Below are 13,798 nucleotides of genomic sequence, written 5' to 3' on the forward strand. Positions count from 1 at the left end.
TGCAAGTCACTTGACAGTGCCTTGCATTGGCCCGTCCTTTTACCTGACCTCCGCTTCCGCGGCCCTGCGGATGATCTCGTCGACGGTCTCCGGCGGCGTTTGCCGTGAGGTGTCCAGCCATAGGCCGATGCGCGGGGTTTCGTGCCTCAACACCGCGTCGAGCTGGGCGATCGTCCATCCGCCGCCGTATCCCGTCTTGGCCCTGGCGCGCTCGCGGCGGTCCACCTCTTCCGGATCGGGGGCGAGGACGAATACATGAAGAGGCCGGGTGTCAATTAAATTCGTAAACCATTTCAAGTCCTCTCCGATAATGATGTCCTGGACTATTGGTGTGAATCCGGCTTTGAAATACAAATCCGCAGTGCTCGCCGCTATCCGGTGGCGCAGGCGGAGCTGGCGGAGCGCCTCCTCGGCGGGCTCGGGGGCCATCTCGGCCCGGCCGCCGACGATCATGCGCCGGAACGCGTCGCCCCGCACGTGCGCGGAGCGCGGCAGCCGCTCGGCCAGGGCCTGCGCCACCGTCGACTTGCCGGCGGCCGAGACGCCGGTGATCACCACGGCACCCTTCACGCCGTCACCAGGCCCCCCGCTCGTTCACGACCACCACGCCGCCCGCCTCTCAGGCGCCCACCAGCTTGCGGACGCGGTCGGCGCCCACGGCCAGCAGCAGCGTGGGCAGGCGCGGGCCGGTGTCGCGGCCCACCAGCAGGCGGTAGAGCAGGGCGAAGAAGGCCCGCTGCGCCGCCTTCAGCTCGGGTGTCGCCTGGGCGTCGGCCGGCAGCCCGGCCTGGCGCTTCGGCACGCCGTACACCAGCGCGGTCAGCCCGTCGAGCGACCAGTCGTCCAGGCCGTCGGCGAGCAGCCGCAGCGACTCGCGCTCCTCGGGGCCGAGCGAGTCGAGCAGCTCCTCGTCGGGCTCCTCGCGCACGCGGGTGCGCTGCTCGGCGGGCAGGTGGCCGTCGACCCAGCGCTGCGCCCGGTCCAGGCGCGGGCGGGCCGCGTCGAGCGAGTCGATCCCGTCGAGGTCGCGCAGGATGCGCAGGGTCTGCTCGGCGTGGCCGGTCGTGATGTCCACGATGGAGGCCAGCGTCCGGTAGGGGACCGGGTGCGGGGTCGCGGGCAGCGGGGCCGCCGCCGTGCGCACGGCCCTGTCGTACGCGGCCAGCTCTGCGGGCTGGGCCCGGCCCTCCTCGACCTTGCGGCCCAGGGCGTCCCACTCGTCGTAGAGCCGCTGGATCTCCTGGTCGAAGGCGATCTTGAACGACTGGGCCGGCTTGCGGCGGGCGTACAGCCAGCGCAGCACCGGCGCCTCCATGATCTCCAGGGCGTCGGCAGGGGTCGGCACGTCGCCCTTGGAGCTGCTCATCTTGGCCATGCCGGTGATGCCGACGAACGCGTACATGGGGCCGATCGGCTGCCGCCCGCCGAACACCTCGCCCACGATCTGGCCGCCGACGATCCACGCCGAGCCGGGGGAGTGGTGATCGACCCCGGACGGCTCGAACACGACGCCCTCATGGGCCCAGCGCATCGGCCAGTCGACCTTCCACACCAGCTTGCCCCGGTCGTGCTCGGCCAGGCGCACGGTCTCGCCGAAGCCGCACTCGCAGGTGTAGGCCAGCTCGGTGGTCGCGTCGTCGTAGGCGGTGACCGTCGTCAGGTCGCGCCCGCACAGGTCGCAGTACGGCTTGTACGGGAAGTAGTCCTCGACCTGCTTCGAGCGGTAGCGCGACAGCACGGCGTCGATCCTGGCGCGCTCGCGCACGGCCAGCAGGACCTGCTCGCGGTAGGCGCCGCTCGTGTACTGCTCGGTCTGGCTGATGCCGCGGTATTCGACGCCCAGCTGTTCCAGGGCCTGGATCATGGGGGCCTTGAAATGCTCGGCCCAGTTGCCGTACGCGCTGCCCGGAGGGGCGGGCACCGAGGTCAGCGGCTTGCCGATGTGCTCCGCCCACGACGGGTCGACGCCCGCCGGCACGCGGCGGAAGCGGTCGTAGTCGTCCCACGAGAGCAGGTGCACGCACTCGACGCCGCGCCGCCGGATCTCGTCGGCGACCAGGTGAGGGGTCATGACCTCGCGCAGGTTGCCCAGGTGGATGGGGCCGGACGGGCTCAGGCCGGAGGCGCACACCACCGGTTTCCCGGGCGCGCGGCGCTCCGACTCGGAGATGACCTCGTCCGCGAACCTGGAGACCCAGTCGGTCTCGCCACTTTCCACCATCGCGCCATTCTCGCGGGTCCGCCCGTCCCTCGCCAACGAGTAAGCGACCCGCCCGGCGCCGCGCCGGGCGGGAGGCTGGTCAGAGGGTCGGTGTGAGCGGGTCCCAGTCCGCCGGGAGCGGTTCCGGAGAGGTCGTGGTGGACGTGATGGGCCGGAACTCCGAGCGCTCGCCCGACTCCGCGATGGAGGACATGAGCTCCAGCACGTGGAAGGCCAGCTCGCCCGAGGCCCGGTGCGGCGAGCCGCCCCGCAGCGAGCGGGCCAGGTCGAGCAGCCCGATGCCGCGTCCCGCCGTGGTGCCGGTGACGGGAAGCTCGCGCCAGTCGGCGTCGTGCAGCCCGCGCGCCAGCAGGGGGCCCTCGAACGTGTTCGGATCGGGCAGCGACAGCGCCCCCTCCGTGCCGATGATCTCGATGGCCCGCCGGTTGATCGGCGAGTCGAAGCTGAACGTGGCGGCGGCGGTGGCCGTGCCGGGGAAGTCCAGCAGCGCGTTGACGTGCGTCGGGACGTCCACGGGGAAGACCTTGCCCTCCTTCGGCCCCGACCCGACGACTCTGTGCGCGCGGGCCCTGCGCGTGCCGGCCGCCACGCGGGCGACGGGCCCGAGCAGGGACACCAGGGCGGTCAGGTAGTACGGGCCGAGGTCGAAGAGCGGGCCGCCGCCCGGCTGGTAGAAGAACTCGGGGTTGGGATGCCAGGACTCGGGGCCCAGGCTCTGCGTGGCGGCCGTCACGGCGACCGGCTCGCCGACGAGGCCGGAGCGCAGGGCGTGCAGCGCCGACTGGAGCCCCGCGCCCAGGAACGTGTCCGGCGCCCCGCCCACCCGCAGGCCGAGGTTGGCGGCCTCGGTCACGATCTTGGTGGCCTCGTCCACGGTCATGGCCAGCGGCTTCTCGCCGTACACGTGCTTGCCGGCGCGCAGCGACTCCAGCGCGACGGCCGCGTGCGCGGACGGGACGGTGAGGTTGACGACGATCTCCACCTCGGGCACCGCGAGGACGGTGGCGAGGGGACCCGAGACGGGCACGCCGTACTGGCCGGCGACCGCGGCGGCCCGCTCGGTGTCGATGTCCGCGACGCCGAGCACGCGCACGTCGGGGAAGGTCGTGAGGTTGCGGAGGTACTGGCCACTGATGTTCCCGGCGCCGACCAGGGCGACGCCGACGGGGCCGTCGGTCAAGAGCCCTCCAGTGAGCTGAGGTAGGCGTGGCTGTCCGCGAGGGCGGCGAAGACGTCGGTCGCGCACTCGTCGAGCTCGACGACGCGCCAGGCCTCGGGCGCGGCGGCGAGGATCTCGGGCACGGGCATGACGCCCCGCCCCACCGCGGTGTGCGGCTCGCCCTTGACCACCGGCCCGTCCTTGACGTGCAGTGCCAGGACGCGGCCGGCCAGGCGGCCGAGCAGGGCGGGCACGTCCGCCCCGCCCACGGCCGCCCAGTACGTGTCGATCTCCAGGAACACCTCGGGCGCGAGCAGGTCGGCCAGCGCCTCGAGAGCGTGCCGGCCGTCGATCTCCGGCTCGATCTCCCACCAGTGGTTGTGGTAGCCGACCCGCATGCCGTGCCGGGCCGCCTGCTCGGCCAGCCCGTTCAGCAGGTCGGCCGTGCGCGCGAGCCCGTCGCGCGTGGTGAACTCCTCGTGCGCGATGCCGCCCGGCACGATCACCAGGTCGGTGCCGATCGTCGCGATGGCGTCGAAGACCTCGGCCGGCTCCTTGCTCAGCAGCGCGTACGCGTGCGTGCCCGACACGCTCAGCCCCAGGTCGTCGGCCACCTCGCGGAAACCCTTCGGGTCGTCCGTCGGGTCGTAGGGCTCCACGGCCCGGTAGCCGATCTCCGCGATCCGGCTCAGCACCGTGTCCCGGTCGGACGCCAGCGCGTCCCTGACGGTGTAGAGCTGGACACTGATGGGTTTCGTCATCCACGTACCCCCAGGAGGTGCTCGAGCGCGAGCTGGTTGAGCCGGGTGAAGTGGAAGCCGCGGGCGGCCGCCACCTCGGGGTCGAAGTCGTCCTTGGCCAGGTCGGCCCAGGTCTCGCCCGGCGCCAGCGTAGGCTGCGCGAGCTCGTCCACGCGGGAGGCGCGCAGTGCCTCCTGCACCTCGGGGTCGGCGCGGAAGGCCCGCGACTTCTCCTTGAGGATGAGGTACGTGCGCATGTTGGCCGCGGCGGAGTCCCACACGTCCTGGGCGTCCTCGGTGCGCAGCGGCTTGTAGTCGAAGTGGCGCGGCCCGTCGTAGCCGCCGTTCTCCAGCAGGTCGACCAGGAAGAAGGCGCTCTTGAGGTCGCCGTGGCCGAAGATCAGGTCCTGGTCGTACTTGGGCCCGTGCTGGCCGTTCAGGTCGATGTGGAAGAGCTTGCCGTGCCAGAGCGCCTGCGCGATGCCGTGCACGAAGTTGAGCCCGGCCATCTGCTCGTGGCCGACCTCGGGGTTGAGGCCCACCATCTCGGGGTGCTCCAGGTCGTTGATCAGCGCCAGGGCGTGGCCGATCGTGGGCAGCAGGATGTCGCCGCGGGGCTCGTTCGGCTTGGGCTCCAGGGCGAAGCGGAGGTTGTAGCCGCGCTCGCGTACGTACGAGCAGAGCAGGTCGAGGCCCTCCTTGTAGCGGTCCAGCGCGGCCTTGACGTCCTTGGCCGCGTCGGACTCGGCGCCCTCGCGCCCGCCCCAGCACACGTACGTCGTGGCGCCCAGCGAGGCGGCCAGGTCGATGTTCCTGATGACCTTGCGCAGGGCGTACCGGCGGACGTCGCGGTCGTTGCTGGTGAACGCGCCGTCCTTGAAGACGGGGTGCTGGAAGAGGTTCGTGGTGGCCATCGGCACCTTCATGCCGGTCTCGTCCAGGGCCTTCCTGAACGCCGCGATGGCCTTGTCCCTGTCGGGCTCGACGGCGAGCAGGTCGTCGTCGTGGAACGTGACGCCGTACGCGCCGAGCTCGGCCAGGCGGTGCACGCTCTCCACCGGGTCGAGCGGCGCCCGGGAGGCGTCGCCGAACGGGTCGCGCGCCTGCCATCCGACCGTCCACAGACCGAAGGTGAAGCGGTCGTCCGGGGTGGGAATGAAGTTCGGCATTACCTGGGGCCCTCTCTTTAGTCCATAATCTGTACATAATCCTGAGGAGGTGGGCATGGTGGCGTCAAGAGGGGTCAGGCATGATTCCATGCGAGCCCGAAACCTGGCCGTCGTGCTGGGGGCCATCCACCGGTCGGGACCGCACACCAGGGCCGCGCTCGCCGAGCTGACCGGGCTCACCAAGACCACCGTGTCCAGCCTGGTCTCCGACCTCCTGGAGGTCGGGGCGGTGACCGAGAGCGGCGCCGTACGCGGCGGCGAGCGGGGGCGCCCCGGGACGGCGGTGAGCCTGAGCGGGCACCGGGTGGCCACGCTCGGGCTGGAGATCAACATCGACTACCTGGCCGCGTGCGTCGTCGACCTCACCCGCGAGGTGCGCCTGCGCCGCATCCTGCGGGCCGGCAACCGCAACTCCGACCCGGCGGAGATCCTGCAGAGCCTGCGCGACCTCGTGAAGGAGACGACGGCCGAGGCCGAGCAGGCCGGGCTGCGGATCATCGGCGCCGCGCTCGCCGTGCCCGGCACGGTCGAGGGCGGGGTGCTGCGCAGCGCACCGCATCTCGGCTGGCGGGACGTGCGCGTGGCAGACCTGGTGGACCTGCCGTTCGCGATCGACAACGAGGCCAACCTGGCGGCGCTCGGCGAGCTGTGGTTCGGCTCGCGGGAGACCGACTTCCTCTACGTGTCCGGCGAGATCGGCATCGGCGCCGGGCTCGTGGTCGGCGGGACGGTGTTCAGGGGGACGTTCGGGCTGGCGGGCGAGCTCGGCCACGTCGTCGTCGTCCCCGACGGGCCGGCGTGCCGGTGCGGGGGCCGGGGCTGCCTGGAGGTGTACGCCGGGCAGGACGCCCTGCTCGGAGAGCTGCCCGCGGTCACCTCCCTGGTCGCGCGGCTGGAGTCGGGTGACCGGCGGGCGCTGGAGGCGTGCCGGCGGGCCGGGCACGCGCTCGGCGTGGCGCTCACCTCCGCCGTGCACCTGCTCGACCCCGGCCGCATCGTGCTCGGCGGCATCTACGCGCCGCTGTTCCCCTGGCTCGAAGGGCCGGTGTCGGAGGGGCTGGACGGCAGGCTGGGCCACATGCGCGGCACGCCGCCCGCCCTCGTCGTGTCGGCGATCGGCGCCGACGCGGCTGTGCTGGGCGCGGCGGGGCTGGTCATCCAGCAGGTCATCGCCGAGCCCGCCCAGCTGCTCGGGCTCCAGGACGCCGGCTAGGAGGTCTGTCCCGGCTCGTCCACGATGCTGTCGGCGAGCATGGTGACGGCGAACACGCTCCCCGCCTCGAACATCAGGTCGCCGCCGTCGTGGGCATACTGCGCCCGGTGCCAGACCGTGCGGTCCTCGAGCAGGCGGTAGGTGTCGGGGTCGAGCAGTTGGTAGCGGGTCGAGACGCCGGTGTCGCCCGGCTCGTTCTCGAAGTAGACGCCGATGGCCTCGCGGCCCTGCGCGTCGTGCATCCCCAGCGAGATCCTGACGCCGGGGATCCTGGCCAGCGCCCGGTAGATGGCCGCCTCCACCTTCGGCGGCATCACGGCCTGCTGGTTCAGATAGACCATCAGCACCCGGTACGCCCTGGCGTCCGGCGGCTCCGAGCCGCGGGGCACCCCCTCCTCCCTGGGCTTGTCGATCCAGTGCCGGTCACCGCTGACGTGCGCGAGCAGCTCGTCGGGGTCGGTGGGCAGCTCCATGAGCTTGGCCCGGTACGCCTGGGGTGACAGGTCGTCGTCGTCCGGGTCGGGAGGCACGTCCGAGATCCCGATCCGGCCGTCCTCCCCGCGTCCGGCGATCTGCTTGCCGTCGTACCTGATCCACTCCTCCCTGATCGTGACCTGGCCGTCGGCCGGCTGCTGATTTCTGACCCGGGTGTAGACCCACTGGTCGGGCCGCGGTTCGGTGGTCTGCCGCCGTTCGGCGACGAGCGCCGCCCGCTCCAGCACCACGACGTCGCCGGGGCGTCCGGTGTCGACGGCCGGAACGGGGGACGGCGCGGGCGACCCGCCGAAGGGCACGGCGACCACCACGGCGGCGGCCAGGCCCGCGGCCAGCGCCCCGCCGATCAGCGCGCGGAGGGCGAGCGACCGGGCGCGCCGGCGTCCGGTGGCGGCGCTCACCAGCCGCCCGCGCAGCGGCGCGAGCCGTTCGGCATCGGGCTCGGGCACGCCGGCGCGCAGGTCCTGGAGCAGCTTCATGTCATCCACGGTCGTCCTCCTCGCCGGTGGGGTCGATGCCGCCGAGTGCGGCGCGCGTGCGCCTCCTGGCTCTGTGCAGCCGGGAGCGGACGGTGCCGATCGGTATGCCGAGGGCCTGCGCGGTCTCCTCGTAGCTCAGCTGAGCCCAGGCGATCAGCAGCAGCACCTCCCGGTCGGCCGCCGGCAGCGCGGCCAGGGCGGCGGCCAGCTCCCGCTGCACCGCCGAGGCCGAGACCCGGGACTCCACCCGGTCCGCGTAGCTCTCCGCGACCTCGTCCACGCCCGACCTGGCCAGCGCCCGGTAGGACCTGACCTCCGTGCGGCGATGGCGCCCGATGAGGTTGCCGGCTATGCCGTACAGCCAGGGGCGGGCGTCGGCGCGGGCCGTGTCGTAGCGGGCGCGCCGCTTGAAGGCGGCCAGGAAGGTCTCCGCCACGATGTCGTCGGCGAGCGAGTCGCCGAGCCGCCGGGTGACGTAACGGTGCAGGGCGGCGGCGTGCCGGTCGAACACCGCCGCGAACAGGCCCGGTTCGTGGCGGGAGCGCCGGATGATCTCGGCGTCGTCCAGGACGCCCGCCGTCTCGTCAGAGTCTGTCTCCGCAATCACCCTCAGCTCCCGTCGCCGGACCCGTCACCCCCTTTCACCCGATCCGGGGATTCGAGTTCGCGGCTATCCCGAGCCGGTCAGTAGTAGCCCTTGGCGCCGTCGAGCAGCTCCCTGATCGTGTCGAGGTGGCCGGCGTGCCTGGCCGTCTCCTCGACCATGTGGATCACCATCCAGCGCAGGCTGGCGGCGCCGGACCGGAAGTCGGGGTGCTTGCCCACGTCGTCCAGCGAATGGGTGGCGACGATCTCGTTGGAGATCCGGCACTGGCGGTCGTACTCGTCGAGGAGCCGGGCCAGCGGGACGCCGTCGGCCCGCATGTCGGCGTCCTCCACCGCCTCGTCGAACTGCGGGTTGGAGGCCGAGTCGCGGCCCAGGAACAGCACCTCGAACCAGCAGTGCTCCGTCCAGCGCAGGTGGGAGAGCAGGCCCGCGACCGTCATGAGCGGAGAGGCCGGAAGAACCTGCCGGTGGGCGTCCTCCTCCGACAGGCCCTCGCATTTCCACTGGACGATCGCGCGCTGCATGTCGAGCCAGCCGATCAGCTGGGTCGTTTCGTCTGCCACCAGGGGTGGGCGTACGCGGGGGAAACTCATGCGCGCGACGCTACGTCAGCGGCAGCGCGGCACGCACGGCGTTTTTCCGTCCGCGCGGCGGCCCTAGCCGTTGGCGGCGGCCTCCATGGCCTGGAGGTCGATCTTCTGCATCCCGAGCATCGCCTGCATGGCGCGCTGGGACCTGGCCGGGTCGGGGTCGGAGAGCAGTTGCTCCATCCCGCGCGGGATGAGCTGCCAGGACAGGCCGTACCTGTCCTTCAGCCAGCCGCAGTGCGACTCCTCCCCGCCCTCGGTGAGCCTGGCCCACAGGTCGTCGACCTCGGCCTGCGACTCGCACTCGACGTAGAGCGAGATGGCCTCGGTGAACCGGAACTGCGGGCCGCCGTTCAGCGCGATGAAGCGCTGCCCCGCCAGCTCGAAGGTCACCACCATCGCGGTCCCGGCCGGGCCGGGGCCCGCCTCGCCGTGCCGCTGGACGTGCAGGACGCGCGAGTCCTTGAAGAGCGAGGTGTAGAACGCGGCGGCCTCCTCGGCCTGGTCGTCGAACCAGAGGTACGTGGTGATCTTCTGCATCGTGCCTGTCCTTCCGATGAGCTGTGTCACCAACGCGTCGAACGCGCCCCCGCCGGATCGACACGGCCCGAGAAGTTTTTTTGCGGCTCGATGCCGCCACGTGGCGCAGGGGTTTTGCATGGACATGCATTCGTATGTATATACTTCTACTCGTGTCCAAGGTCCTCACTTCCCTGCCTGTCGGCGAACGTGTCGGGATCGCCTTCTCCGGCGGCCTCGACACCTCCGTAGCGGTCGCGTGGATGCGCGAGAAGGGCGCGGTGCCCTGCACCTACACCGCCGAGATCGGCCAGTACGACGAGCCCGACATCGCCTCGGTGCCCGGTCGCGCCACGGCGTACGGCGCGGAGCTCGCCCGCCTGGTCGACTGCCGGGCGGCGCTGGTGGAGGAGGGGCTCGCGGCCCTGTCCTGCGGCGCCTTCCACATCCGCTCCGGCGGCCGCACCTACTTCAACACCACCCCGCTCGGCCGGGCGGTCACGGGCACCCTGCTCGTGCGCGCGATGCTCGAGGACGGCGTGCAGATCTGGGGCGACGGCTCCACCTTCAAGGGCAACGACATCGAGCGGTTCTACCGTTACGGCCTGCTCGCCAACCCGTCGCTGCGGATCTACAAGCCGTGGCTCGACGCCGACTTCGTCAGCGAGCTCGGCGGGCGCAAGGAGATGTCGGAGTGGCTGCTCGACCGCGACCTGCCCTACCGTGACAGCACCGAGAAGGCGTACTCGACCGACGCCAACATCTGGGGCGCGACCCACGAGGCCAAGGCGCTGGAGCACCTCGACACGGGCATCGAGATCGTCGAGCCCATCATGGGCGTGCGCTACTGGGACCCGTCCGTCGAGATCGTCGCCGAGGACGTCACCATCGGCTTCGAGCAGGGCCGGCCGGTGACCATCAACGGCAAGGAGTTCGACTCCCCCGTCGACCTGGTGCTGGAGGCCAACGCCATCGGCGGCCGCCACGGCCTGGGCATGTCCGACCAGATCGAGAACCGCATCATCGAGGCCAAGAGCCGGGGCATCTACGAGGCGCCGGGCATGGCGCTGCTGCACGCGGCCTACGAGCGGCTGGTCAACGCCATCCACAACGAGGACACCCTCGCCAGCTACCACGTCGAGGGCCGCAAGCTGGGCCGGCTGCTGTACGAAGGCCGCTGGCTGGACCCGCAGGCGCTCATGCTGCGCGAGTCGCTGCAGCGCTGGGTCGGCATGGCGATCACCGGCGAGGTCACCCTGCGCCTGCGGCGCGGCGAGGACTACAGCGTCCTCGACACCTCGGGGCCGGCGTTCAGCTACCACCCGGACAAGCTGTCCATGGAGCGCACCGAGGACTCCGCGTTCGGGCCGGTCGACCGCATCGGCCAGCTCACGATGCGCAACCTCGACATCGCCGACTCCCGTTCCAAGCTGGAGCAGTACGCCAGGCTCGGCATGGTCGGCAGCCCGCACCCGTCGCTGATCGGCGTCGCGCCGGCGGCCCCGACCGAGCTGATCGGCGAGATGCCCGAGGGCGGCGCCGAGGCGATCGCCTCCCGCGGGGAGGCGGCCGAGGACGACGAGCTGCTCGACAACGCGGCGATGGAGTTCGGCACCGACTGAGCTGGTCAGGGGGCTGCGGCCCGGCATTGTGCGGTTTTCGGCGGAAATAGCGTCTTACAGAAGTCGGCATCCAATGCCAGACTCCTGACATGGCGGATGCCTCTGTCGTGACGGCCATCATCTCGGCGGCCGGCGGAATGGTCGGCGCGCTCAGTGCCCTCGGGGGCGTCGCCCTGACCAACCGCGCCGCCGCCAGGAAGGAAGAGCGGGAGGCGCGGCGCCGGCGGGAGGAGCAGCACACCCAGGCGCGCGAGCAGGCGTACGGAGAGCTGCTGGGCGGGGCGCTCAAGCTGCGCCTGCAGGTCGAGGTCGCCGCCCACCACCCCTGGGAGGACATGAACGAGCGGCTCGCCGCCATCGAGACGCAGGCCGCCTCCGTCGGCGACCTCGCCTCCCGGGCGACCGTGCTGTCCCCAGGCGAGGTGGCGGCGACGGCTCGGGCGCTGGCGACGGCCGCGTACGACCTGGCCAGCCAGGCCACCCGGCACACCCGGATGCACTACGACGAGGGCGGCCAGTTCATGAGCGGCCAGATGCTGGAGCCGCCGGCGTTCCAGCGGCTGGACCAGTGCGTCGACGACTTCTGCCGGGTGGCCGTCGAGCCGGAGGCCGCCCAGGCCGTGGCGGAGAGGACAGCCCAGGCGGTGGCCACGAGGTCCGCTCAGGCGCTGGCCGAGGGGTCCTCCACGAGCTGAACGGCCTCCGCGCGCCCCCGGCGGGTCAGGGCGGGAGCGGTGGCGGCCAGCGAGCGCTGGGCGAGGTCCGCGGCTGCGGCGGGGTGGCCGCCGAGCGCCCGCAGCCGGGCCGTGTAGAGCAGCGCGGGCCCGTTGCCGGGTCCGGCCGCGAGCGCGGCCTCGGCCTCCTCCTCCGCGCCATGGGCGTCGCCCGTGCCGAGCAGGGAGAGGGCCCGTGCGGCGCGGCCCTCCGGGCGCAGGTGCGGCCTGACCCGGTCGAGGTCGCGCAGGGCGCCTTCGGGCTGGCCCAGATCGGCCAGCATCTCACCGCGGGTCCGCAGCGCCTCGGGCGCGTGGGCGTCGGCGCTCAGCACCTCGGTGAGCACGGTCACCCCGGCGCGGCCGTGCCCCACCTGCCACAGCGTCCGGCCCAGCTCGGTCTGCAGGGCGAGGTCGGCGGGCAGCCGGTCGACGGCCGAGCGCAGGGTCTCGACCGCTTCGACGTCCAGGCCCTGCTCCAGGAGCGAGCGGCCGGTGGCGGCCAGCAGCCGGGCCACGGCCCCGTTGTCCTGGAGGGTCTCGTACAGGGCGGCGGCGGCGCGGTAGGCGGACGCGGCCCGCTGCGGATCGCCACGGAGATGGGCGATGTCCCCCATGCGCGACCGGGCCCGCGCCAGCAGCGTCAGGTCCTCCTCGCCCGCGTCACCCAGGACGGCGCCGGCGTTGTGCTCGGCGGCGGCCAGATCGCCCCGGAACAGTGCGGACTCGGCCGCCGACAGTCGCCAGCCGGGACCGGTGCCGCCCGGATGGAGATCGGCGATGTCGACGCTCAGGAGCGGGCCAGTGAGGAGCTCGTGGTGCAGCTGGTACGTCGGGCCGGCCGCGAGCACGTATCTGTCCTGGAGCGACGCGAGCACGGCGGCGGGCAGGCCCTCGCGGGCGGCGGACTCCGCCGCGTCGTTGCCTTGGCCGGGCTGCGCGGTGAACGTCCGCTGCAGCCACGACGCGAGGCGCAGCGTCGAGAGGTCGTGCTCGGCGGCCACGTCGGCGATCGCCTGGCCGCAGAACTCGCGGAGCGCTCGCTCGACGCCGGGATGCGCGTGGACGTCCTGCACGGTGATGGCCGCGACGTCGGAGGGCAGCGCCGCCCAGAGCCGGGAGCAGACCGCCTGCAGGAGCACCGGGTCGACCGCGTCGCGTCCGGTGGCGACGGCGGAGACGATCTCCTCGGCCGCGCCGTCGGCGTACCACCTCCCGCTGCCCTGGACCGGCCGCTCCACGGCCTCCACGGCGTCGGCCATGGAGAGCGGGCCCAGCACGTACGGCTCCAGGGCGCCCAGGGCGGCTCCGGGGTCGGACCGGGGACCGGTCGCGGGACCGGCGGCTCGGAGGGCGCCTTCGAGGTCGGCGAGGTGCCGCTCCCTGACCGACAGGAGGAGGTGCAGGTCCGGCAGCTCGGCGATGGCCTCGCGCAGCTGGGCCAGGAAGCCGGCGCGGTGCGGATCGAGGCGGGTGTGCCGCTCGAAGACCTTCTCGACCTGGTCGATCGCCACGAAGAGCGGGCTCGGGCGGCCGGGTGAGGCGTCGCGGCGCAGGAACTCGTACAGGGACAGCCCGGCCAGGTGGCTCGGCGGCGTCGCGGGCGCCCAGGAGCAGAGCAGCGCCAGAGTGTATGGATTGTGCTCAGGCAGGGCGGCGAGCGCTGGCGGAGGAGGGCCGAAGGGCCGGCCGACGGGCAGGACGGCGGTGGCGCGGAGGGCGGCGTCAGGGACGAGCCGAGCGCGGAGCAGCGAGGTCTTGCCGGAGCCTGGCGGCCCGGTGAGCACGCTCAGCCGATGCCGCCGCCAGCGGTCGGCGAGCTCGGCCACGGCCTCGGAGCGCCCGAAGAACTGTCCGGACTCTTGCGGGCGAAAGGGGCGTGCGCCGACATATGGCTGCCGATCGACATAGTGGGCCATCACGCTGACAGTCATCGCAGCGATCCCATTCGAAATGGGGGTCCTGCAAGCAGGATCGGCTTCGGGTACGGGGGTCCGGCCCGGCCCGCTCGCCGGCCGCCGCGCTGAATGCACAGCCGTGCGGCAATGGCGGGAAGGCGACCTGTCGGCCGGGTGCGCGATTGCCATGGAGAAGGCGGCGACTGCTCAGAAATGGCTGTCGACTCCTCTCACGGAAAAGCGCCGTCGCCCGGCGGAGCCCGGTCCGACGTATGACGCGAGTTTATGCCGGTGGGCGGCGCGCTCACACAACGACCCACCGCTGGGCCCGCGCGCGTGTCCGCCGTCGCGTCGCGCGACCGCATTCCGGTCGCCT

13 protein-coding genes are annotated in these 13,798 nt (G+C 72.4%); 3 read left to right on the plus strand and 10 right to left on the minus strand.

From position 1 onward, the window contains the following. Positions 1-39: 39 nt before the first annotated feature. The 5 genes from FH608_RS35645 to xylA form a co-directional block, all read right to left on the minus strand. Positions 40-570 (minus strand): AAA family ATPase, encoded by a 531-nt coding sequence (locus FH608_RS35645; RefSeq protein ID WP_139634787.1) that lies wholly within the window; start codon positions 568-570, stop codon positions 40-42. A 49-nt stretch (positions 571-619) separates the two neighbouring features. Then, on the minus strand, positions 620-2,221 hold the full coding sequence (lysS, locus tag FH608_RS35650; RefSeq protein ID WP_139634788.1) for a lysine--tRNA ligase: 1,602 nt from the start codon (positions 2,219-2,221) through the stop codon (positions 620-622). Positions 2,222-2,300: 79 nt separating this feature from the next. Beyond that, on the minus strand, positions 2,301-3,401 hold the full coding sequence (locus FH608_RS35655; protein WP_139634789.1) for a Gfo/Idh/MocA family protein: 1,101 nt from the start codon (positions 3,399-3,401) through the stop codon (positions 2,301-2,303). Beyond that, a complete protein-coding gene (locus FH608_RS35660) occupies positions 3,398-4,141 on the minus strand; it encodes a sugar phosphate isomerase/epimerase family protein (RefSeq protein ID WP_139634790.1) in 744 nt (247 codons plus the stop codon). Before FH608_RS35660 ends, FH608_RS35655 begins: the two co-directional genes overlap by 4 nt. Then, positions 4,138-5,289, minus strand: coding sequence for a xylose isomerase (xylA, locus tag FH608_RS35665; RefSeq protein ID WP_139634791.1), 1,152 nt, complete (start codon positions 5,287-5,289; stop codon positions 4,138-4,140). The genes FH608_RS35660 and xylA overlap by 4 nt, the downstream gene beginning before the upstream one ends. An 88-nt stretch (positions 5,290-5,377) precedes the next feature. Between xylA and FH608_RS35670 the strand changes: the two genes are divergently transcribed. Continuing rightward, entirely contained in the window at positions 5,378-6,502 is a 1,125-nt protein-coding gene (locus FH608_RS35670) for an ROK family transcriptional regulator (protein WP_226900187.1), read from the plus strand. On the opposite strand, the gene FH608_RS35675 is transcribed toward FH608_RS35670, so the two are convergent. The 4 genes from FH608_RS35675 to FH608_RS35690 form a co-directional block, all read right to left on the minus strand. Then, complete coding sequence (locus tag FH608_RS35675) at positions 6,499-7,476, minus strand: CU044_5270 family protein (RefSeq protein WP_226900213.1); 978 nt, start codon at positions 7,474-7,476, stop codon at positions 6,499-6,501. The genes FH608_RS35670 and FH608_RS35675 overlap by 4 nt on opposite strands. A gap of 1 nt (position 7,477) precedes the next feature. Then, complete coding sequence (locus FH608_RS35680; RefSeq protein ID WP_226900188.1) at positions 7,478-8,083, minus strand: RNA polymerase sigma factor; 606 nt, start codon at positions 8,081-8,083, stop codon at positions 7,478-7,480. A 77-nt stretch (positions 8,084-8,160) separates the two neighbouring features. Continuing rightward, positions 8,161-8,676, minus strand: a complete 516-nt coding sequence (locus tag FH608_RS35685) for a DinB family protein (protein WP_139634794.1) — start codon at positions 8,674-8,676, stop codon at positions 8,161-8,163. 63 nt (positions 8,677-8,739) lie between these two features. Beyond that, positions 8,740-9,210, minus strand: coding sequence for a VOC family protein (locus tag FH608_RS35690; protein ID WP_139634795.1), 471 nt, complete (start codon positions 9,208-9,210; stop codon positions 8,740-8,742). Positions 9,211-9,362: 152 nt separating this feature from the next. Between FH608_RS35690 and argG the strand changes: the two genes are divergently transcribed. After that, a complete protein-coding gene (argG, locus tag FH608_RS35695) occupies positions 9,363-10,811 on the plus strand; it encodes an argininosuccinate synthase (protein ID WP_139634796.1) in 1,449 nt (482 codons plus the stop codon). A gap of 89 nt (positions 10,812-10,900) precedes the next feature. Continuing rightward, a complete protein-coding gene (locus FH608_RS35700; protein WP_139634797.1) occupies positions 10,901-11,506 on the plus strand; it encodes a hypothetical protein in 606 nt (201 codons plus the stop codon). Here FH608_RS35700 and FH608_RS35705 read toward each other — a convergent pair. After that, positions 11,473-13,458 (minus strand): ATP-binding protein, encoded by a 1,986-nt coding sequence (locus tag FH608_RS35705; RefSeq protein ID WP_193318814.1) that lies wholly within the window; start codon positions 13,456-13,458, stop codon positions 11,473-11,475. The two genes, FH608_RS35700 and FH608_RS35705, sit on opposite strands and share 34 nt — an antisense overlap. Between the last annotated feature and the right edge of the window lie 340 nt (positions 13,459-13,798).

The organism is Nonomuraea phyllanthi (assembly GCF_006334985.2).
Classification (GTDB): Bacteria; Actinomycetota; Actinomycetes; order Streptosporangiales; family Streptosporangiaceae; genus Nonomuraea; species Nonomuraea phyllanthi.